The organism is Pseudomonas sp. PME37.24/025 (genome assembly GCF_055556615.1).
The window spans coordinates 66,764-85,422 of the sequence record NZ_JBVHNK010000008.1; the positions used below are offsets into that span (position 1 = coordinate 66,764).

Annotated in this window: 20 protein-coding genes and 2 pseudogenes; 10 read left to right on the forward strand and 12 right to left on the reverse strand. The window is 58.8% G+C overall.

Going from position 1 to position 18,659, the window contains the following annotated elements; genetic code table 11:
• Window positions 1–20: 20 nt before the first annotated feature.
• Complete coding sequence (locus ACZ3HH_RS15765; protein ID WP_465805746.1) at window positions 21–875, reverse strand: LysR family transcriptional regulator; 855 nt, start codon at window positions 873–875, stop codon at window positions 21–23.
• Window positions 876–968: 93 nt separating this feature from the next.
• On the opposite strand from ACZ3HH_RS15765, the gene ACZ3HH_RS15770 reads away from it, so the two are divergent.
• Window positions 969–1,610, forward strand: a complete 642-nt coding sequence (locus ACZ3HH_RS15770) for an FMN-dependent NADH-azoreductase (RefSeq protein ID WP_465805747.1) — start codon at window positions 969–971, stop codon at window positions 1,608–1,610.
• 32 nt (window positions 1,611–1,642) lie between these two features.
• Window positions 1,643–2,023: a RidA family protein gene (locus ACZ3HH_RS15775; RefSeq protein WP_465805748.1), complete on the forward strand. Its 381-nt coding sequence runs from the start codon at window positions 1,643–1,645 to the stop codon at window positions 2,021–2,023.
• Window positions 2,024–2,132: 109 nt separating this feature from the next.
• Here the strand turns inward: ACZ3HH_RS15775 and ACZ3HH_RS15780 are convergent, their stop codons facing one another.
• Both ACZ3HH_RS15780 and ACZ3HH_RS15785 read right to left on the reverse strand, forming a co-directional pair.
• Window positions 2,133–3,146: a GlxA family transcriptional regulator gene (locus ACZ3HH_RS15780; RefSeq protein ID WP_465805749.1), complete on the reverse strand. Its 1,014-nt coding sequence runs from the start codon at window positions 3,144–3,146 to the stop codon at window positions 2,133–2,135.
• A gap of 106 nt (window positions 3,147–3,252) precedes the next feature.
• A pseudogene (locus ACZ3HH_RS15785) lies at window positions 3,253–3,381 on the reverse strand (proline racemase family protein); the annotation flags it as partial.
• 36 nt (window positions 3,382–3,417) lie between these two features.
• Between ACZ3HH_RS15785 and ACZ3HH_RS15790 the strand changes: the two are divergent.
• Complete coding sequence (locus tag ACZ3HH_RS15790) at window positions 3,418–3,639, forward strand: hypothetical protein (protein ID WP_465805750.1); 222 nt, start codon at window positions 3,418–3,420, stop codon at window positions 3,637–3,639.
• 127 nt (window positions 3,640–3,766) lie between these two features.
• On the opposite strand, the gene ACZ3HH_RS15795 is transcribed toward ACZ3HH_RS15790, so the two are convergent.
• Genes ACZ3HH_RS15795 through ACZ3HH_RS15810 form a run of 4 tightly spaced genes read right to left on the reverse strand, consistent with a single transcriptional unit; the run spans window position 3,767 to window position 7,997 of the window.
• Window positions 3,767–4,897 carry an agmatine deiminase family protein gene (locus ACZ3HH_RS15795; protein ID WP_465805751.1) on the reverse strand — a complete coding sequence of 377 codons (1,131 nt, stop codon included), beginning with the start codon at window positions 4,895–4,897 and terminating at the stop codon, window positions 3,767–3,769.
• Between the two features lie 29 nt (window positions 4,898–4,926).
• Complete coding sequence (locus ACZ3HH_RS15800) at window positions 4,927–6,030, reverse strand: extracellular solute-binding protein (protein WP_465805752.1); 1,104 nt, start codon at window positions 6,028–6,030, stop codon at window positions 4,927–4,929.
• Window position 6,031: 1 nt separating this feature from the next.
• Window positions 6,032–6,940, reverse strand: a complete 909-nt coding sequence (aguB, locus tag ACZ3HH_RS15805) for an N-carbamoylputrescine amidase (RefSeq protein WP_465805753.1) — start codon at window positions 6,938–6,940, stop codon at window positions 6,032–6,034.
• Window positions 6,941–6,944: 4 nt separating this feature from the next.
• Window positions 6,945–7,997, reverse strand: a complete 1,053-nt coding sequence (locus ACZ3HH_RS15810; protein ID WP_465805754.1) for an agmatine deiminase family protein — start codon at window positions 7,995–7,997, stop codon at window positions 6,945–6,947.
• A gap of 134 nt (window positions 7,998–8,131) precedes the next feature.
• On the opposite strand from ACZ3HH_RS15810, the gene ACZ3HH_RS15815 reads away from it, so the two are divergent.
• From ACZ3HH_RS15815 to phnE (ACZ3HH_RS15835), 5 genes are all read left to right on the forward strand, one after another.
• On the forward strand, window positions 8,132–8,998 hold the full coding sequence (locus ACZ3HH_RS15815; protein WP_465805755.1) for a LysR substrate-binding domain-containing protein: 867 nt from the start codon (window positions 8,132–8,134) through the stop codon (window positions 8,996–8,998).
• A 158-nt stretch (window positions 8,999–9,156) separates the two neighbouring features.
• Complete coding sequence (locus tag ACZ3HH_RS15820) at window positions 9,157–10,008, forward strand: putative selenate ABC transporter substrate-binding protein (protein WP_465805756.1); 852 nt, start codon at window positions 9,157–9,159, stop codon at window positions 10,006–10,008.
• Window positions 10,005–10,802 (forward strand): phosphonate ABC transporter ATP-binding protein, encoded by a 798-nt coding sequence (locus ACZ3HH_RS15825; RefSeq protein ID WP_465805757.1) that lies wholly within the window; start codon window positions 10,005–10,007, stop codon window positions 10,800–10,802. Before ACZ3HH_RS15820 ends, ACZ3HH_RS15825 begins: the two co-directional genes overlap by 4 nt.
• Window positions 10,796–11,623 (forward strand): phosphonate ABC transporter, permease protein PhnE, encoded by an 828-nt coding sequence (gene phnE, locus ACZ3HH_RS15830; protein WP_465805758.1) that lies wholly within the window; start codon window positions 10,796–10,798, stop codon window positions 11,621–11,623. The genes ACZ3HH_RS15825 and phnE (ACZ3HH_RS15830) overlap by 7 nt, the downstream gene beginning before the upstream one ends.
• Complete coding sequence (phnE, locus tag ACZ3HH_RS15835; protein ID WP_465805759.1) at window positions 11,620–12,387, forward strand: phosphonate ABC transporter, permease protein PhnE; 768 nt, start codon at window positions 11,620–11,622, stop codon at window positions 12,385–12,387. Before phnE (ACZ3HH_RS15830) ends, phnE (ACZ3HH_RS15835) begins: the two co-directional genes overlap by 4 nt.
• A 293-nt stretch (window positions 12,388–12,680) precedes the next feature.
• Here the strand turns inward: phnE (ACZ3HH_RS15835) and ACZ3HH_RS15840 are convergent, their stop codons facing one another.
• Window positions 12,681–13,097, reverse strand: a complete 417-nt coding sequence (locus ACZ3HH_RS15840; protein WP_465805760.1) for a hypothetical protein — start codon at window positions 13,095–13,097, stop codon at window positions 12,681–12,683.
• Between the two features lie 361 nt (window positions 13,098–13,458).
• Between ACZ3HH_RS15840 and ACZ3HH_RS15845 the strand changes: the two genes are divergently transcribed.
• Both ACZ3HH_RS15845 and ACZ3HH_RS15850 read left to right on the forward strand, forming a co-directional pair.
• Window positions 13,459–13,857: a hypothetical protein gene (locus tag ACZ3HH_RS15845; protein WP_465805761.1), complete on the forward strand. Its 399-nt coding sequence runs from the start codon at window positions 13,459–13,461 to the stop codon at window positions 13,855–13,857.
• A gap of 172 nt (window positions 13,858–14,029) precedes the next feature.
• Window positions 14,030–14,770, forward strand: a complete 741-nt coding sequence (locus tag ACZ3HH_RS15850; RefSeq protein ID WP_465805762.1) for a Mut7-C RNAse domain-containing protein — start codon at window positions 14,030–14,032, stop codon at window positions 14,768–14,770.
• Between the two features lie 228 nt (window positions 14,771–14,998).
• Here the strand turns inward: ACZ3HH_RS15850 and ACZ3HH_RS15855 are convergent, their stop codons facing one another.
• The 4 genes and pseudogenes from ACZ3HH_RS15855 to ACZ3HH_RS15870 form a co-directional block, all read right to left on the reverse strand.
• Window positions 14,999–15,160 carry a DUF2986 domain-containing protein gene (locus ACZ3HH_RS15855; protein ID WP_465805763.1) on the reverse strand — a complete coding sequence of 54 codons (162 nt, stop codon included), beginning with the start codon at window positions 15,158–15,160 and terminating at the stop codon, window positions 14,999–15,001.
• 111 nt (window positions 15,161–15,271) lie between these two features.
• Window positions 15,272–15,673, reverse strand: a pseudogene (locus ACZ3HH_RS15860) (DNA/RNA non-specific endonuclease); the annotation flags it as partial.
• Window positions 15,674–16,036: 363 nt separating this feature from the next.
• Window positions 16,037–17,029 (reverse strand): thioesterase, FlK family, encoded by a 993-nt coding sequence (locus ACZ3HH_RS15865; protein ID WP_110662380.1) that lies wholly within the window; start codon window positions 17,027–17,029, stop codon window positions 16,037–16,039.
• Entirely contained in the window at window positions 17,026–18,639 is a 1,614-nt protein-coding gene (locus ACZ3HH_RS15870) for a class I adenylate-forming enzyme family protein (protein ID WP_017736575.1), read from the reverse strand. The genes ACZ3HH_RS15865 and ACZ3HH_RS15870 overlap by 4 nt, the downstream gene beginning before the upstream one ends.
• Window positions 18,640–18,659: the final 20 nt, after the last annotated feature.

Below are 18,659 nucleotides of genomic sequence, written 5' to 3' on the forward strand. Positions count from 1 at the left end.
CGTAGCCTCGAAAATGACGGTCAAGCCCTTCGCGTGGAGCAATACTCCACAATCAGCTGAGTGAGCGCTGCGACAATCGCCTGATCCGCTTCAGCAGAGGTAAACAACCGAAACTGCGCAGCCGGCAAATCCGGCAACCCTTGCTCCGCACCCAGAGCCACCAGTCCCTGCCCCAATTGACTGACCGTCATGGGCGCCACCGCGAAACCCGCCAATGCCGCCGCCCGCAACCCGGCGGTGCTGGTGCATGACATCGCCGTACGTTGGGCGATCCCCGCCTGAGCCAGTCGCCTCAGCGCTATCTCACGATAAGGACAGGGCTCAGGGAACAGCGCCAGCGGCAACGGTGTCGGTAACTGGGTGACGGGTTGCGCCGACCAGGCCCACGCCAGCGGTTCTTGCCACAGTAGCAACCCCGCCTCGCTGGTTTCGCACAGAGAACCGATGACCAGCTCCAGATCGCCTTGCTTCATCAGGCTCAGCAACGTGCCAGGAATACCCACCTGCACATCGATTTCCATGCCCGGGTACTGCGCCGCGAAATCCTGAAAAGCCCGCAGCAATCGCGGTTCGACAAAATCCTCCGACACCCCGATCCGCAGCCGCCCGTGAAACGGCGTGCGCGTCAGTTGCGCCCAGGCATCACGGTTCAGCGCGAGGATCGTCCGCGCATAAGCGATCAAGCGCTCGCCATCGGGCGTCAATTGCTGGGAACGGGTCGTACGCTTCAACAGCGGTTTGCCGACCTGTTCTTCCAGTCGCCGCAAGTGACCGCTGACCGCAGATTGGGTCAGGTGCAGCTTTTCGGCTGCGCGACTGAAACCGTCTTCATCGACGACGGTGACGAATGTTTTTAACAGCAGCACATCGAACATAGTTCTATTCGTGATTAATGGCTTATTCATTCGCGATTTATATTCCAAATAGAACTATGTTGCAATGATCCAAATTCCCGCCCGAGACACGCCATGACCACCCTTCTGCATATCGAATGTTCCCCGCGCAAACAGCGCTCGGCCTCCCTTGAAGTCGCCCGCGGCTTCATTGCGCGCTATCAAGAAAACACTCCGGATACCGAAATCATCACCCTCGATCTTTGGAACATGGATTTGCCGGAATTCGATGAGCTGGCAATGGATGCCAAATACGCCGGGCTCAATGGCACGCCCTTGACGCCGGCGCAGCAAGACGCCTGGAACACCTTGAAAGATCTGGCCGCGTTCCTGCACCGCGCGGACGTCCTGGTGATGTCCGTACCGCTGTGGAATTTCAGCATCCCGTACAAACTCAAACACTTCATCGACCTGGTGTCGCAGAAAGACATTTTGTTCAGCTTCGACCCGGAACGCGGCCTGGAAGGCATGCTGCACAACAAAACCGCCGTGGTGATGTACGCCCGCGGCCTGGATTTTTCGGCGCAATCGATCACGCCAGCGGAGCGCTTCGACTTTCAGAAGCCCTACGTGGAAGCCTGGCTGCAATTTATCGGTGTGAGCGATGTGCACTCGGTGATTGTCGAGAAAACCATTCTGGGGGAAGACGTTGACCTGAGCGCGCGCAAGGCCGCGACTCAGCAGGCCATGAGGCTGGCGGATAGTCTCGTGCTGTAAACTGACCTACCACCTCAAGCAAGAGATCCCCCATGGCAAACCACGACCTCACCTTTCTCCCCGACCCAGACCCGGAATCCATCTCCTCCGACGTCGCCGGTTTCGGCGGCCTGTTGGTCTCCACTCAAATCCCTACCCGCGCCGACGGTAGCCTGGAGCTGGGGAGCATCACCCTGCAGAGTGAATGCACCCTGCAAGCGCTCAAGGTAGCGCTGGAACTAGCCGGCAGTTCCATGGACCGGGTTCTGCATCTGACCATCTACCTTACTGACATGGCCGACCGCGCCGCCTTCAACGAGGTCTACCAGCGCTTTTTCGCCAAGCCCTGGCCGGTTCGCGCCGCTGTTGGCGTGGCATCCCTGGCGGTCGAAGGCATGCGCGTGGAAGTCACCGCGATGGCGGCCAAGGGCTGAGCCTGTGGACTTATCCGGTGGCACTGCTCCAGCAAGCGGCTACCACCGGGCCATTCCCGACAGCAGGTTTTTTGCCGTCGGGAGATCCTCGCCGGGACTCAAAAAGCGGCTATTTGACCAGCCGTTTTTCCTTGGAAGGCCTGTAGCCGAAGTACGAGCTATAGCACTTGCTGAAATGACTGGGCGACACAAAGCCACAGGCAACCAACACGTCCACCTGGGACAGCTCTGTGTGCTGAAGCAGTCGACGCGCTTCGGTGATGCGCAGCTCCATGTAATATCGCTGCGGCGTTGTCCCGAGCTGCTCCTTGAACAAGCGTTCGAGTTGTCGCCGGGAACGGCCCGCGTAAACCGCCAGTTGCTCCAGCTCCAGAGGCTCTTCGAGGTTGGCGTCCATCAGCTTGACCACCTCTCGCAATGGTGCGCTCACACAGATATTTTCAGCCGGTTTGATGCGCCGGTAGCGAGACTCCTCGAAAGCAAGAATGTCCTCGATACCCTCAACGAGCGCTTTATCGTGCAGTTCCTTGATCCAGTCCAACGCCATATGAAATGCGCCAGAGGGACTGGACGCGGTGAGCCGGTCTCGATCGATGACATAGGGCTCACTGGTGACATGCGTCGCCTTGGAGATTTCCGCGAGTGCGGGACGATGTTCGGGGTGAATGGCGCAGCGGTATCCATCGAGCAAGCCTGCGCTGCCCAGGAACCATGCACCGTTCCACAACCCGGCCAGACTGACTCCCTGATCTGCTGCCATCCGTAACAGGCTAATGAACTCATCAGTCGCCTTCAGCTCTGTCCTGTAGCCGCCGCAAATGACCAGCAGGTCCAGGTTATGAATGGCTGAAGAATCGATACGCGCATCCGGCCGAATGACCAGACCCAGATCGCTGATGACCTCCCCCTCATTCAAGCCGAACGTTCGGGAAGAGAACAAGCCGGGGCGCAGAAGATTGGCGGTGACAATCGTATCCAGCGCTTGCGTGAACGCGGGCAGCGAGAAATGTTCGAGCAGCAGAAATCCTGCTCGTACCATCTGAGTAGGCCCGTTGGGGTTTTCATTCAGATAGCGGAGGTTTTTTCCCTTCATGCCTCCGCTGAATTGACGTCGTTCGATCAATGTTCGGCCCACTCGGTTACGTTAACCAACCTGTCATTTGGTGCGCTAATAAAGCGTAATGCTAACGGCAAAAGCTCAAAAAGCCCTAGCGCCATTATGCGACCGATCAGGCAAGTTGAAAGCCGTGACGAAGCGGATCTTCATCATCGACGAAGAGGGTGCTGTGGCCGGTGATCCGGGCCCATCCATCAATACTGCTGTCGTATGTTGAAAAACCCGAACTCCCTTCATACCGCTGAATCCAATGTGTAGGCCAATGGAGGTGAGCGAAATGAACAATGATGACCGTGTTAATGACGACGAATCAGAAACGACCTCGAACGTCCCGCCTACCGATACGTCTGGCAAACCCGTCGATGTGGTCGAAGGAGAACTTGAGGACAGCGACAGTGACGCCGAAGGTGTAAATCAAACTCACGCCCAGGAGCTGGAGGCTGAAGAGCTCAGGCGAAAAATAGCGGAGATAGAACGCAAGGTGGCGGATGGTAATTAGCAAACCGGAGGGGCCTGGCCCAAGGGAGCGAGAAATCATGATGCAGATGCTGGCCGAGGGTGATCCCACAAACGGGGTGGCGCGCTCCGATAATTGATTGCCATGGGTCCAGGCGGTGTGAAAACGGCTAAACGTAAGTCAGCGGTTGGTGACTGGTCACACAGTGGATACCGCCACCCCCAGCGGCGATGGCGTCGATGCTGAGCTGCACCACCTCACGGTCCGGATAGAGCTCAGACAACAGATCAAAGGCTCTGCTATCTGCCGCTTTGTCACCAAACCCGGGCGCAATGACCGCGCCATTGATTACAAAGTAATTGATGTAGCCGGCAGCGAAGTCCGGATTGTTGCGGCTGAATTTGCTCTTGCGCGGATTAAGCGGTGGCGACACGGTATGCACCCGGAGTTTGCGGCCGTCGGCATCCGTGGCATTTTTGAGAATAGCCAGATGGGCCAGTGTCACTTTCCGGTCGTAGGATTCGGGGTCGTTATCGAGGTTGGCGATCACCACGCCTGGCTTGACGAAACGGGCGTAGAAGTCGACGTGGGCGTCGGTGATGTCCTTGCCTTTGATGCCCGGCAGCCAGATGATTTTGCGCAAGCCCAAGCGGGCTTTTAGCTCTTGCTCGACCTCGGTCTTGCTCCAGTCAGGATTGCGGTTGCTATTGATCCAGCTGCTTTCGGTCATGATCGCCGTGCCATGACCATCGACTTCAATACCACCGCCCTCGCCCACCAACTCGCTGCGCAGATAATCGGCATCCGCGTTGCTCGCAACCAAAGCGGCCAATTGCGCATCCTCGCCATGCTGCTGTTTGTTGCCCCAGCCGTTGAAGTTGAAATCCACGGCGCCTAGCCCGCCTGCCCCATCAATGACAAAATTGGCCCCGATATCACGCATCCAGATATCGTCGAGCTCAGTGGTGATGTAGGTGATGTTTGCCGTACCGCAATGTTCCTCGGCCAGTCTGCGCTCGTGATTGCGACAGAACACGGCCACCGGTTCATAGCGGGCGATGGTGCGAGCAATCAGGCCAATGGCCTCTTGCACATCAGAGGTGAAATCCTCCCAGATGGCCTCCTGGGCGCCAAACGCGACGAAGGCTCGCCGGTGTTTGTCGCCCTCATCCGGCATGCGCCAGACACCTTGTGTGGCCGCTTGTACGTTCAAGGGCTTCAAGCCAAGTCCGATGGACACTGCAGCGCCCAAACCGGCAACAACCGAGACCTGTTTGATGAACTCGCGACGAGTCGACATGTGTTGTTCCCTGAAGTTTTTGTCTGAAGTCATTTCGTGGTGGCGGTCTTGAACTTGGTCCAGGTTCGCATGCGCGCCCGCATGTCGGGTTGGGGAATGTCCTTGCCAGGAATCAGCCGTTCGTAAATGGCCTCGTCGAGGTAAATATCCGGGTTGTTGCGCATGGTCGCATCGACGCTCGGACGTGCCTTGGCATTGGAGGTGGGATAACCGGTGAAGTTACTGATCGCGGCCATGTTCTGCGGGCGCATGACGAAGTTGATGAAGGCATAGGCGTACTCCGGATGCCTGGCATCGACGGGAATCGCCATGGTATCCATCCACACCGTGGTGCCCTCACGGGGAATCCGATACTGGAACGTGGTCTTCTTGCCGGCGGTGTCCGCCGTCCGTTGCGCCTGCGTCATATCCCCGCTGTAACCGAGCGACAGGCACAGGTTGCCGTTCACCAGATCGGTCACTGGCTGCGACTGGAACTTGCGAATATACGGCCGCAGTTTGAGCAGCAGTTCACTCGCCGCAGCCAGGTCTTCAGGCTTTGCACTGCGTGGCTCACGACCCAGGTAATTGAGCGCCACCGCCAGCACTTCGTCCGGCGAATCGATCATCGAAATACCGCAGTCGGCAAACCTGGCGGCCAGTTCCGGCTTGAACAGCATGTCCAGGCTGTTGACCGGAGCATCCGGCATGCGTTGTTTGATCTGCTCGGCATTGTAGGTCAGGCCGATGGTGCCCCAGGTGTAAGGGACAGTGGCCTGGCTTGAATGCACATAATGCGTGCGCAGCTTCTGCAAACCGGGTTCGATGTCATCTAGGGCCGTGAGTTTTGACCGGTCCAGCGGCAGCAGGCTGCCCGCGCGCATCAAGCGCTCGGCAACGGTGTCGCCCGGGAAAATCAGGTCATAACCACTGCCGCCAGCCAGCATCTTGGCTTCCAGCGTCTCACTGCCATCCATGACGTCGTAGATCACTTTAATCCCGGTTTCGGCGGTGAATCGGATCAGGGTGTCCTCGGCAAAATAATCGGCCCAGTTGTACAGCCGAAGGGTTTTCTCCTCCGCGTGCAGCGACGGCAAGGCACCGCCAAGCGCCAATCCCAGCGCGCCGATCAACAGCTTGTTGGACATGCGCATATCAAACTCCTTGAGTGTTCCAGCGTGCATTGAGGTGACGACCATCCTGGCTTAACAACGCCCCGTACATTTCCGGGCGGCGGTCGCGGTAAATGCCCCAGCTCAGGCGTTCTTCGCGCATGGCGGACAAGTCCAGGCTGTGCACCAGCACGCCGGTGCTGTCACGGTCCGCCTCGGCGAGCAGCTTGCCCTTGTGGTTGCAGATAAAGGACGAGCCGTAGAAGTTCATCTGCAGGGTCGGATCGGTGGTCGCCACCTCTCGGCCGACGCGATTGGCCGCCACGACCGGCAGAATGTTGGCAGCCGCATGGCCGCGCATGGTCATTTGCCAGTGATCACGTGAGTCCAGCGCTGAGCAGCCCGGCTCAGAGCCAATGGCGGTGGGAAACAGCAAAACTTCGGCACCCATCAACGCCAGGCAGCGCGCGGTCTCGGGGAACCACTGATCCCAGCAGATCCCCACACCGATGCGCCCAAAAGCCGTGTCCCAGACACGGAACCCCGTATCGCCGGGGCTGAAGTATTCCTTCTCCTGATAACCGATGGCGTTGGGGATATGGGTCTTGCGATACACACCCAGCAAGCGCCCATCGGCATCGGCCACGCTCAAGGAATTGAAGTAGGCATTGCCTGCCTTCTCGAACCAACTCAGCGGCAGTACCACCCCCAACTCTTTGGCCAACGTGGCAAAGCGCTTGAGTACAGGGCTGTCTCGATATTCTTCGGCCAGCGCCAGGTGTTTATGGCTTTGCTCGATGCAGAAATACGGTGTGGCAAACAGCTCCTGCAACAGGATGATCTGGGCACCCTTGGCTGCTGCCTCACGAACCAACTGTTCTGCCTGATCGAGGTTGTGTTGCAAGTCCCAGGTGCAGGGCATCTGGGTGGTGGCAATCGTCAATAGGGTCATGGCATCAACCCTCCAATGGCCAGGCGGGTTGTTGCTGAGTGATGCAATGCACCCCGCCGCCGCCATGCGCCAGATGATTGATTCGAACCGGGACTACCTCGCGTCCGGGGAACGCCTGCCCCAGTACTTCAGCCGCCACATTGTCGGCATCGATGCCGTAGGCCGGCATGATGATGGCGCCGTTGGCGATGTAGAAATTGGTGTACGAGGCGCAGAACACTTCAGCTTCGGCGTCCACTGCATCGGTGGCTTCGTACAACTCGATCAGCTCGAATTTTCGGCCTTGGGCATCGGTTGCCAATTCCAGCGCGCGACGGTTCTCTCTTACAACCTCGGCATACACCGAATGCTTGTCGTGGGTGGCATCCACCAGCAACACACCAGGGCGGGCGAAGGCGCATACGCCATCGACATGGCCGTCAGTCATGTCGCCGGTCACAGAGTCCGGATCGCCCGGTAGCCAGATGGTTTTCTTCACGCCCAGCAGGCGGGTGAAGATATCTTCCATCTCGGCCTTGCTCATGCCCGGGTTGCGATTGGGGTTGAGCAGCACCGACTCGGTGGTGATCAGTGTGCCCTCGCCGTCGACATGAATCGCGCCGCCTTCGTTACTCAAAGGGGTGCCAAAGCACTGCGCGCCCAGGTGATTGAGTGCTCGGCGTGCCAGGCTTTCGTCCAGGTCATGCGCCGACTTGCCGCCCCATGCATTGAAGCGCCAGCTCACACCGGCCAGGCCTTGTTGCGGGTGGCCAACGAAGCTTGGGCCGGAGTCCCGACACCAACTGTCGTTCACCGCCAGCTCGATCAATTCGATGTTGGGTCCGCACTGCGCTTTGGCACTGGTGACAGCAGAGGGATCGACGACCATTTTCACTGGTTCGAAACGGGCAATGGCGTTGGCCACACGCGCGAAGTCCTCCTGCACCAGCGCCAGCGTGACGCCCCAACCCGATTCCCAGAGCGCCTTGTTATGCGGCCAAACCATCCAGGTCGCGGCGTGCCGGACCCACTCTGCCGGCATCACCCAACCACTGTTTCGAATTTCATTCTGCTGCATGACAAGCACCTTCAAGTTAAGCCATTGTGTTCAATGAAAATTGCATTGGCGGTCTTGACATGCATGCTACGGCTGTAAAAACAGGCAAACAAACGATGGATTTTGCAGAAAAGTGATTAGGAGAACTTATCAATATGCTTAAGCACTGGCCTCCGCTCAGCACCCTTCGCGGCTTTGAAGCCGCTGCCCGGCTGGGCAGTTTTCACAAGGCGGCCGACGAGTTGCACCTGACGCAGTCGGCGATCAGTCAGCAGATTCGTACGCTTGAGGCGTACCTTGAACAGCCGTTGTTCTTTCGCAGTGGACGCAGCGTCAGCCTGACCGATGCGGGTCACGACCTGCTCAGCACCACCCAGGCGCTACTGCAACAATTGGCCGTCGGCATTCGCCGACTCGGGCAGTACCAGAAACCCAACCAACTGGTGCTCAACACCACCCCGGCGTTCGCCCGTCACTGGCTGTTGCCACGTCTGGGGGATTTTCGTCGTCAGCATCCGGACGTCGATCTGTGGATTTTCAGCACCGATGAAGTCCCGGACATGGCCAGCCAGACCATCGACCTCGCCGTGCGCGATGACATCAGCTCCCAAGCCGAGTGCAGCTTCAAGGTGCTGCACACAGATCGTCTCTACCCGGCTTGTCACCCGAACCTGTTGGCGCTGCCACGCGAACAGCGCACAACCCTTCATGGCGAGCGGGAAATGGACTGGAGTCACTGGGCGGTGGAGGCAGGTATAGATGTCGGCCAGCAAGATCAGGGGCTGAACTTCTCCGACCCCGGCCTGTTGCTGGACGCCGCTTGTGCAGGGCTCGGCATCGCCTTGGTCAGCCAATTACTGAGTCAGCAGGCGCGCGCCAATGGCTTGTTGCAACCCTTGGTGGAGCAAACCATTCGCGGCCCGAACTGGGCCTTGCTGACCCATCGGGACAGTGAGAGCAATGCACGAAGCTTCAGCGAGTGGTTGCTCAGTAACCTGGAAGCAACAAGCCCGACAACGTAACGACTCTGGTCAAAATATTTCGTCCATTCATGAGCGATTGCAATTGGGCCAAAACCGGTCAATATCGCTCCTTTCGTCTACCCTCACAAAGCGCCACGCGGCAATCACCTTGTGCCTGGCGCCTCGACATTCTTTCGTTAATACACCGGAGATCTCCCATGCTCAAGCGCACCCTGGCATTGGCCATCGGCTTGACCCTGTCATTTTGCACCCTGTTGGCGCAGGCCGCCGATACGCTGAAAGTCAGCGCGATTCCCGATGAAGCCCCGACCGAACTGCTGCGCAAGTTCAAGCCACTTGGCGCCTATCTGGAACAACAGTTGGGCATGAAGGTCGAGTTCGTGCCCGTGAGCGACTATCCGGCCGTGGTCGAGGCGCTGGCCACCGACCGCATCGACCTGGCCTGGCTGGGCGGTTTCACGTTCGTGCAGGCACGCCTGAAAACCGGCAATGCCATTCCGCTGGTACAGCGTGAACAGGACGCCCAATTCACCAGCAAATTCATCACCGCCGACCCTGCCGTCAAATCCCTTGCCGATCTCAAGGGCAAGACCTTTGCATTTGGCTCGGTGTCCTCCACGTCAGGCAGTCTTATGCCGCGCTACTTTATGCTCAAGGACGGCATCAAGCCGGAAACCTACTTTAGTCGCGTTGGTTACTCCGGCGCCCATGACGCCACTGTCGCCTGGGTCCAGGCCGGCAAGGTCGACGCCGGCGTACTGAACGCCAGCGTGTGGGAAAAACTGGTCGCCGCCGGCAAGGTCGACACTGCCAAGGTCAAAGTGTTTGCGACCACCCCGGCCTACTTCGACTACAACTGGACGGTGCGCGGAACCCTCGACCCGGCGCTAGCGGCCAAGATAAAGACTGCGTTCCTGGCGCTCGATCCGGCGAACCCGAAAGACAAGGAAATTCTGGATCTGCAGGCCGCCAGCCGATTCATCGAGACCAAGCCTGAGAACTATAAGGGCATCGAGGAAGCCGCACGCGCCGCCGACCTACTCAAATGACATTGCGTCTGACCCAGGTCAGCCTTACCCACGCCAACGGCGTCCAGGCGTTGCGTGGCGTGGACCTGCACATTGGTGCCAGCGAACAGGTCGCCATCATCGGCCCGTCCGGCGCGGGCAAGTCGAGCCTGCTCAACCTGCTGGCCACCGCCCTGCGACCGGGCAACGGTGAGCTGCAGGTGCTCGGCGAGCATCCCTGGCAGCTTTCTGCCCGTCAGCGCCAGCGTCTGCGCGCTCGAATCGGTCTGATCCATCAGTCGCCCCCCCTGCCACCGCGCCAGCGTGTGGTCACCGCGGTGCTGGCCGGAAAGCTGGGTCAGTGGGGGCTGGGCAAGAGTTTGCTGAACCTGCTGCATCCACTGGATATTCCGGGCGCACGCGCGGCATTGGCCAGGCTGGACCTGAGTGACAAGTTGTTCGCGCAATGCCAACAACTGTCCGGTGGACAGCTACAGCGCGTGGGCATTGCCCGCGTGTTGTACCAAGCGCCCGAGGTGTTGTTGGCCGATGAGCCGGTATCGGCCATGGACCCCGTGTTGGCCCAGCACACGCTTTCGGTGCTCTGTCGCCATGCCCGGCAGCACAACGTCACCCTGGTTGCCAGCCTGCATGCGGTGGAGCTGGCCCTGGCGCACTTTTCGCGCATCATCGGCTTGCGTGATGGACAGATCCTGTTCGACCTTGCGGCCAGCGAAGTCGACCGTGAGTTGCTCGACAAGCTCTACGCCAACGAACAACTGCAATCCCCACCGCTTGCTCCGCCGCCCTTGAGTGTGCAGATTCCCCGATGCTGACCCGTGATACCCGAGATCCGGCCACCTGGCCCCGCCTGCTGTTCACCTTGCTGGCCCTTGCCTTGCTGTGGCCGGGCATCCACTTCAGCGAGCTGGACCTCAGCGTGCTGGTGGCGAGTGACAGTCAGAGCGAGATGGGCCGGTTTGTATCCGCCTTCTGGCCACCGGCCCATGACGAGGAGTTCATTGAACTGTTGTGGCAAGCCACCCTGCAGACCTTGGCCATCGCCACGGCCGGCATGGCCCTGGCGTTGCTGTTGGCAGTCCCTGCCAGCCTGTTGGCCAGCCGTGCTCTGTCTCTGTCTGCTGCCTCCCGCGCCGGCCATCCGAGTTATTGGGGCCAACTGCTGCGTTGGCCCATACGCGGTTTACTGATCTTCCTGCGCAGCGTGCCGGAAATCGTCTGGGCCCTGTTGTTCGTGCGCGCCGTCGGCCTCGGCCCGACGGCCGGGGTGCTGGCCATTGCCATTACCTACAGCGGCATGTTGGGCAAGGTTTACGCGGAGATTTTCGAGTCGGTCGACCAGCGTCCGGCCCACGCGCTACTGCAATCGGGCAGCGGTCGGCTCGCATCCTTTTGCTACGGGATCCTGCCCAATGTCGCCGCGGAGCTGCTGTCGTACACGGTGTACCGCTGGGAATGCGCAATCCGCGCCTCGGTGGTGATGGGCTTCGTCGGTGCCGGCGGCCTGGGCCAGCAAATGGATTTGTCGTTACGCATGTTCGCCGGCGGTGAAGTGGCCAGTTTGCTACTGACGTTCCTCGTACTGGTGTTGCTCGCCGATCAACTCAGCCGCCTGTTGCGCTGGAGGCTGGCATGAATCGTCTGATCAATCTGGTACTGCTGCTCTGCATCGGCGCAGCGGTGGTCGCCTCGTTCAGCTACCTGGGCATTGACCTCGGCGAGCTGGGCGGCACCGGCAATCTGAAGCAGATGGGCGCTTATGCGCAGCGTTTTCTCAGCCCGGACCTGAGCTTCGGCCATCTGCAAGCCATCGGCCATGGCGCCCTGGAAACCATTGCCATGTCTGCCTTGGGCACCCTGCTCGCGGCGGTATTCGGTCTGTTATTGGCATTGCCTGCGGCCGGGCGCTTCGGCTGGCCATGGCAGAGCGCGTCACGCCTGATACTCAACGCCTTGCGCGCGGTTCCGGAATTGGTGTGGGCTGCGCTGATGGTCCTTGCCGCCGGTCTCGGCCCCAATGCTGGCACCCTGGCATTAGCCCTGCACACCACCGGCGTGCTTGGCCGGCTGTTCGCCGAAGCGCTGGAAAACACCCCACCGGAACCCGCCGAAGCCATCCGCCTGCAGGGTGGCAACGCCGTATCGGCTTTCTGTTACGGCACACTGCCCAACCTGTTGCCACAGCTACTGGCCTACATCCTGTATCGCTGGGAAAACAATATCCGCATGGCCAGTGTGCTCGGCTTCGTCGGCGCAGGTGGTTTGGGGCAAATGCTCTATGTCAGCCTCAGCCTGTTTCAGGAAGCTCAAGCCAGCACGGTTATTCTGGCCATGCTGTTACTGGTACTCGCCGTCGATACATTGAGTAGTTGGAGCCGTCAACGCTGGGTCAAAGCTTGACTGCTTTCGACGCCTGGCAATCGTTCAGTGGGTCTTCGAAGCTATGCGAACCCGAGGAACGACAGAATAACCACGACGATCACAACGACCCCAACGATGTAGATGATGTTGTTCATGAAGGCCACCTCTCAACCTGGACAGGACTGCGATACGAGAGTGCTACAAATACAAGGTACTGCACCTTTGCGCGCAATTCCATTCGGAGCACACATGGGCTCCGCTCTGCCGAAACCTTCGGTTTGATGCCGTGGTAAAGGGGGACGGATTTCCCCCGAGGGATAATCGACCGCCCTCTACCGGGCCGGCGAGAGGGTCATTTTCTCTATCAGCGAGGCGACGTCCTTCGCACCAAAACACCGAAATTTAACGCTGCCAGCGTCGGTATCCAGACGGACGATCTTCGTCACAAATCCACCTTCAATGCTGACCTTTCGAACCAATGCCAGTGGGACTTCAATATCCAGGGTCCCCTCCTGAACGAGGCGGTTCATGGCATTGGCGCTCAAGTGCACCGCGGTTTGGGTAACCAGCATTTTCCCGCCAACCCACAGACCTCCGTATGCTTCCTTGAAGCCCTCAAGTACGTCGGCCAACGCTTCCACAACGCCACTCCCGGCTACGTCGTACAGTTCACTGACGCCGTCGTAGTTCACCTGAGCGTCGGCCACCAGAAAATTGACCAGCTTCGACTTCAAAATCTCTTCGGCCATCTACAGATCTCCATAATTTGAAAAGCAGTCCAAGGTCTGAGGCCGTCGAACTCTAACACTGGCGACCGATGATGCTCTTCAACAAACTCACACTATGCTGTTGCACCAGGTCCTGCCGAGCTGTATGTGATGCCCGAAGATTGCTTCGTGTCGATTGCGGTCCCTCGCGACAGGCTGCTAACGGCCAGAATCGGACATCGAGATAGCAAGGGCCGCTGGCTATTTAAACAGCAGCTCCCTAGAACTTTTCCCTATTTATCTGTCTATGTGGAAAGGCACATCCGCTCGGTTAGCGCGAACCCGCGCACCCCGCAGCCAGATGGCCACACGTCCAATTGTCAATCAGAGGTTGTCTTCGCTCATGAAATTTCATGACCCACGGATGGTGCTCTTCGCCCTGTTCGCGTTCGCGGCAACGGGCTCGGCATCAGCAACACAGATGAAGACCTCAACACCTGTTTTCGCAACTGAAGTCACAGCCGTTCAGGCTCCTGTCCAGCCCGCCGGCAACCCTTGGCCGACCTTGGCCAGTATGGCCGGCAAACAGCCAGGGCCGTTGCTTGCTCATGACGACCGATACTGGCATGACGGCCGTTGGCACGATCGTAGAGACGATTGGCGCCGAGACGACTGGCGTAGAGAAAACTGGCGTAGAGAGCAAGCCCGCCGAGAAGCGGAACGCCATCGTGATTGGGAGCGCCACCAGGATCGGGTCATGCGGCACCGCTACGAGGACAATCGCCGCTACTATCGTCGCTAGTGCGAAGCCACGGGATCAATCCGCCTGCAACACGGGCGATACTCTGCCCACCTGCGAAACCAGGACTCAATGGCATAGTCAATTTCAACTTGATTGCGATCGTAGTTTGGCCCCCGCCGCAGATGCCCGAACCAGACTCGCTCATCCTTCAGCCCCTGCCATACTGTTCAGCATGACCAGTGCAACCTTCCGCTTCTACGAGGAGCTCAACGATTTCCTGCCGGCCGGACGGCGGCGGCAGTCCTTCACCTGCGAGTGCGCGCGAGGGGCGACGGTCAAGCACATGATCGAGGCGCTCGGGATTCCGCACACCGAGGTCGAGCTGGTGCTGCTCAACGGCGAGTCGGTGGGCTTCGAGCGGGTGATCTTCGACGATGACCGGCTGGCGGTGTATCCCAAGTTCGAAGCGCTGGACATCAGCCCGCTGCTAAAGGTTCGTGCGCAACCTTTACGGGTGCTGCGCTTCGTCGCTGATGCGCACCTTGGCGGGCTGGCCAATCTGCTGCGCATGAGCGGATTCGACACCCTCTACGACAATGGCTTCGAGGATAGCGAGATCGCCGAGATCGCAGCGCAGCAAGGACGCATCGTGCTAACTCGCGATCGCGAACTGCTCAAGCGGCGGATCATCAGCCACGGCTGTTACGTGCATGCCCTGAAACCGTCGCTGCAGCTGCGCGAATTGTACGAGCGCCTCGACTTGGCGCGTAGCGCGCGGCCATTCAGCCTGTGCCTTCATTGCAACCTGCCGCTGCACGAGATCAGCCCGGAACAGGCCCGACAGCAGGTGCCGCCACGCGTTGGCGTCCTCTATTCGCACTTCCTGCACTGCGACGCCTGCCAACGGGTTTACTGGGAGGGTTCGCACTGGCGCAGCATGTGTGCATTGCTGGCACCTCTGCTGGACCGATAGCCGAGCGCATCGGGCCGGTTGCGTTGCCAGGGAATAACTGGTTTTTGTATCAGCTGGATAACGGCCAAAAGCGGCTAATCAAATGTACCCAGAGAATCTGGTTCAATTCAGAGCCGCGAAGCGGCTACGGCTTGAATGAATTGTTACGCCGCGTCCTCGCGGTACGTACTATCGGAATGAATCGCCCAATCAAATTTGTATATTCCGGTGGAGCTCAAGCTACATAGATCAGCTCTCAGAAGAAATGATTGAGTCCTGACTGGATTCAGCATCCAGCTTCAATCGGTCAGCTTTACTAATGTATTTGGACTTGCTTGGCGGTGCCAATTTGGCACTCGCCTTTTTGGCGTGAGCCTTTAATAACTGCTTTATTTTTTTACGACGATTCATATTTTTCTACTCGGTTTGTAAGCTCTTGAATGATATCAGCTTAAAATATTGGGCCAGAATGAAACACCCCATCGGCTGCATCCAGCCTTTGGGGTGCAATTCATCAAGCCATCAAGAGCGCCCTACGGAACCTGTGACCGGTAGATTTCCAAGCAGTTTGAGCCCGGTACTTTTCACGAAAGCGTCATAGTCCATCGGTCTCTCGATGCGAGTTTCAGCGTTGGGCAGTACGTAGGCCCAGGCACGCTTGGACGATGCGTCGTAAACCAGTTTGAACAGGCGAGTCGGCACCCAGACCTTGTTGTCGCCGATGGTGGTGTGGCCTGAGTCAAAGAGCGGGCCGGTAAAGACAAAAACATTACCGTCGGCTCGCTTGGCAAATTTCCTGACATCGGACTCGACCTTACTCCAGATCTTCCGGTTGTTGGTTGGGTCTTGCGGCACCATGTTCGACAGCGCAAACGATTGGGCCATTGCATTGGGGTTCGGTGCATCGGCTGCCGGGGATTGATGAAATACCCGGCAGGAGTTCATACTCAATGTTTGCTGTTGTTCTACCTATTCATGAGCCTAGCTGCGAAATTGCACTCCACTGAACACCTGATTGCATCGGCGCTGACCACTCGTTTGCATTGCACTTGACCAGGAGTTTGCATTCGATCTGACCACCGATTGCATCAGATTTGACCAGCACACTTAGTAACTATGATCGGCAGAGAGCTCTCGCTTGCTGCCGGTGGCGACGGGCAACAACCGGCCATAAGCAGTCAGTCGACTTGCTCCCGGGTATGAATTGAGGAGCGGTTCGTCAAATGAAGCAATACAGAAACCTTCTCACTCTTTAAGCCTGATTCAACGCTCCTCCATCGCCAGGGACTAATTGTTCTGACCGTTACTCTGGGCTAGATAATCTCCCATCATTTCCAGCCGATCATTGCCCCAGAACAGCTTCGAATCGGCGATGAAGGTCGGAGCACCGAAAACGCCTACCTGCACCGCTTGATCGTTGTTAGCCTCCAGTGCCAGTTTGAATCGCTCATCGGAAGCAGCTTGAATAGTTGCACTTCGGTCCAGGCCTGCTGCAATCGCCAGATCGCCGAGGATCTCCAGGTCGCTGATATCCCGGTTTTCACTCCAGTAAGCTCGCATCACGTTGAAGATGAACTCCACGCCCTTTCCCTTCTCGATTGCATACAAGCTGCAACGCAAAGCTCGGGAAGGCCGCAATGGAAACTGAGGGTGGTAGCTTAGCGTCAAGCGTCTCAGTCGAGCCCAATCCTGCAAATCCTGCTGAAACCACCGCACAAATGCTGGCGATGCTTCCAGTGGTCGCCGCCCCCCGATGTGATCGATCAGGTTGGCCAAGTGCATAGGCCGCCAATGAATCGCTCGACCATGGGCAGCGGCGATTTCTCGCAAGCGCGGCATAGCCAGGTAGCACCATGGACTGTGAAAATCGAAAAAAAACTCAATTGGCTCGCCCGCGCTGATCGGTTGCGGTATGGAGAAGCGGCTGAGGTCGACCCTCACTCGTTCGTGATGGCCGCGCATCACTAACCGCCCTTGTTGGCTCGCGCTCACCGCGAAACTCAACGTGCGGCCCTTGGTCGACTCCAACACGGCTTCGCACTGGACCTCAATGCCCGGCCAGGCCGGGCTCAAATGCGCAATATCCACTTTAGTGCCAACCGTCCCCCATCCCGGAACGCAGAAAGCCTGAACGCCACTGCCCGCCGTTTCCTCCAGCAGAGCAATAAGTGCCGGCGTAGATACCACCTGCACCCCGGCATTACCGATGGCGGCAGCCGTCTGTTGAAGCCCTGGTACGAATGCGCAGTGATGCCGGTGGCCGATGATCGGTGTGCTCATGGCAATTCCTCCAACTGCATCGCCATGGCTTGGGCTTTCAGCTCGCGCTTGAGTATTTTTCCACTGGACGTCATGGGCCATTGGCTGACCTTGAACACCCTGGATGGATGCTTGAACCCAGCGATTTTTCCGGCACACGCTTGCTTCACCTGCGCAGCGGAGAGCGCCCCACCCAACTCGACCGCCGCGGCGACCACTTCGCCGTAGAAAGGATCCGGCATGGCAAATACAGCGATTTCGGTGATCGCCGGGTGGCCGCGTAGCAGGTTCTCCACCTCCACCGGGTAGATGTTCTCGCCACCGCGGATGATCATGTCGCGTAACCGTCCTCCCACAAGTTCCACTCGGCCATCGGCGGTAACGCGTCCGAGATCCCCCGTCTGCATCCAGCCATCGAGGTCGATACAACGAGTAGTCTCCAGCGGGTCACGATGATAACCGAGCATCACCATGGGCCCGCGCACCTGAACCTGCCCGGTCTCACCGCAGGCCAGCACCTGGCCGTTGTCCGGATCACACACGCGCACCTGCATGCCTGGCAATGGCATGCCGGCGGTGGTGAATCGCTGCGCACTCTCGCAACTGTCCAAAGCGATAAGGGTGCTGGCTTCAGTCTGGCCGTACACCTGCACCAGGCCTGGAATCGGGAACGCAGACGCGCAGCGTTCGAGCAAAGCCGGGTCGCAATCGGCGCCACCGCAAGTGCCCGCCCGCAACGAGCCAAGGTCGTACTGTGTTCGTCGCGGGTGCTCCAGCATGGCCAGATAAGAGGTGGGAACGCCCGTCAGCAGCGTACAGCGCTCGGCCTCCACGAGGTGCAACATTCGCTCGGCTTCGAAGGCACTGACCCCCACATACGTAGCCCCTGCGGCCAGCGCTGAGAGCACATTCATAATGCAGCCCGCGCAGTGGAATAGCGGAATGATGGAAGTCCAGCGATCCTCGGCGGTAACCGCCAGACGCGCGACGGTTCCTCGTGCATTCATCAACATGCCTTCGAAGCACAGTTCAGCGCCCTTTGGCCGCCCTGTGGTGCCGGAGGTGTACTGGATGCTGGCCAGCTCGCGAGGCGACCAGGGCCACGCCTGAAATGGCAGCTGCGGTCCTTCGCTCATCAGTGCTGCGTAACTCCAGCAATTCTCAGCGTGAAGCCCAGGTCCGTCGAAACAAATCACGTCGCGCAGAAGGGGTAACCGGTTACGAGTGTCCAGTGTCATGGACAGATAGTCACTGGAGCGAAAGCGCGCGGAAAGCAAGATCGCCACCGACTGACTGTGGTCCAGCACATGCAGGAGGTCGTCCTCGCGAAAGTGCGTATTAACCGGCACCAACACCGCACCAATGGCAGCGATGGCGACCTGCGCGATTGGCCATTCGATTCTGTTTTCCGCCCACAATGCCACCGAGCTGCCGGGTTGAATCCCGCGCCGCCGCAAGGCACAGGCCAGTGTCTGGGAAGCAAGCAACCATTGGCTGAAGGTCAGCCGCTGAGGTGTGGAGTCAAATACGAGCGCCTCCTTGTCCGGCCAGCGGTTCGCGCAGTGCAACAGCATTGCGTATGGGTCGCCGGGCAAGTTTTCGCGTGCGAAGCGGGATTTATCCGATGTCATGAAAAGACTACCTGAGAGTG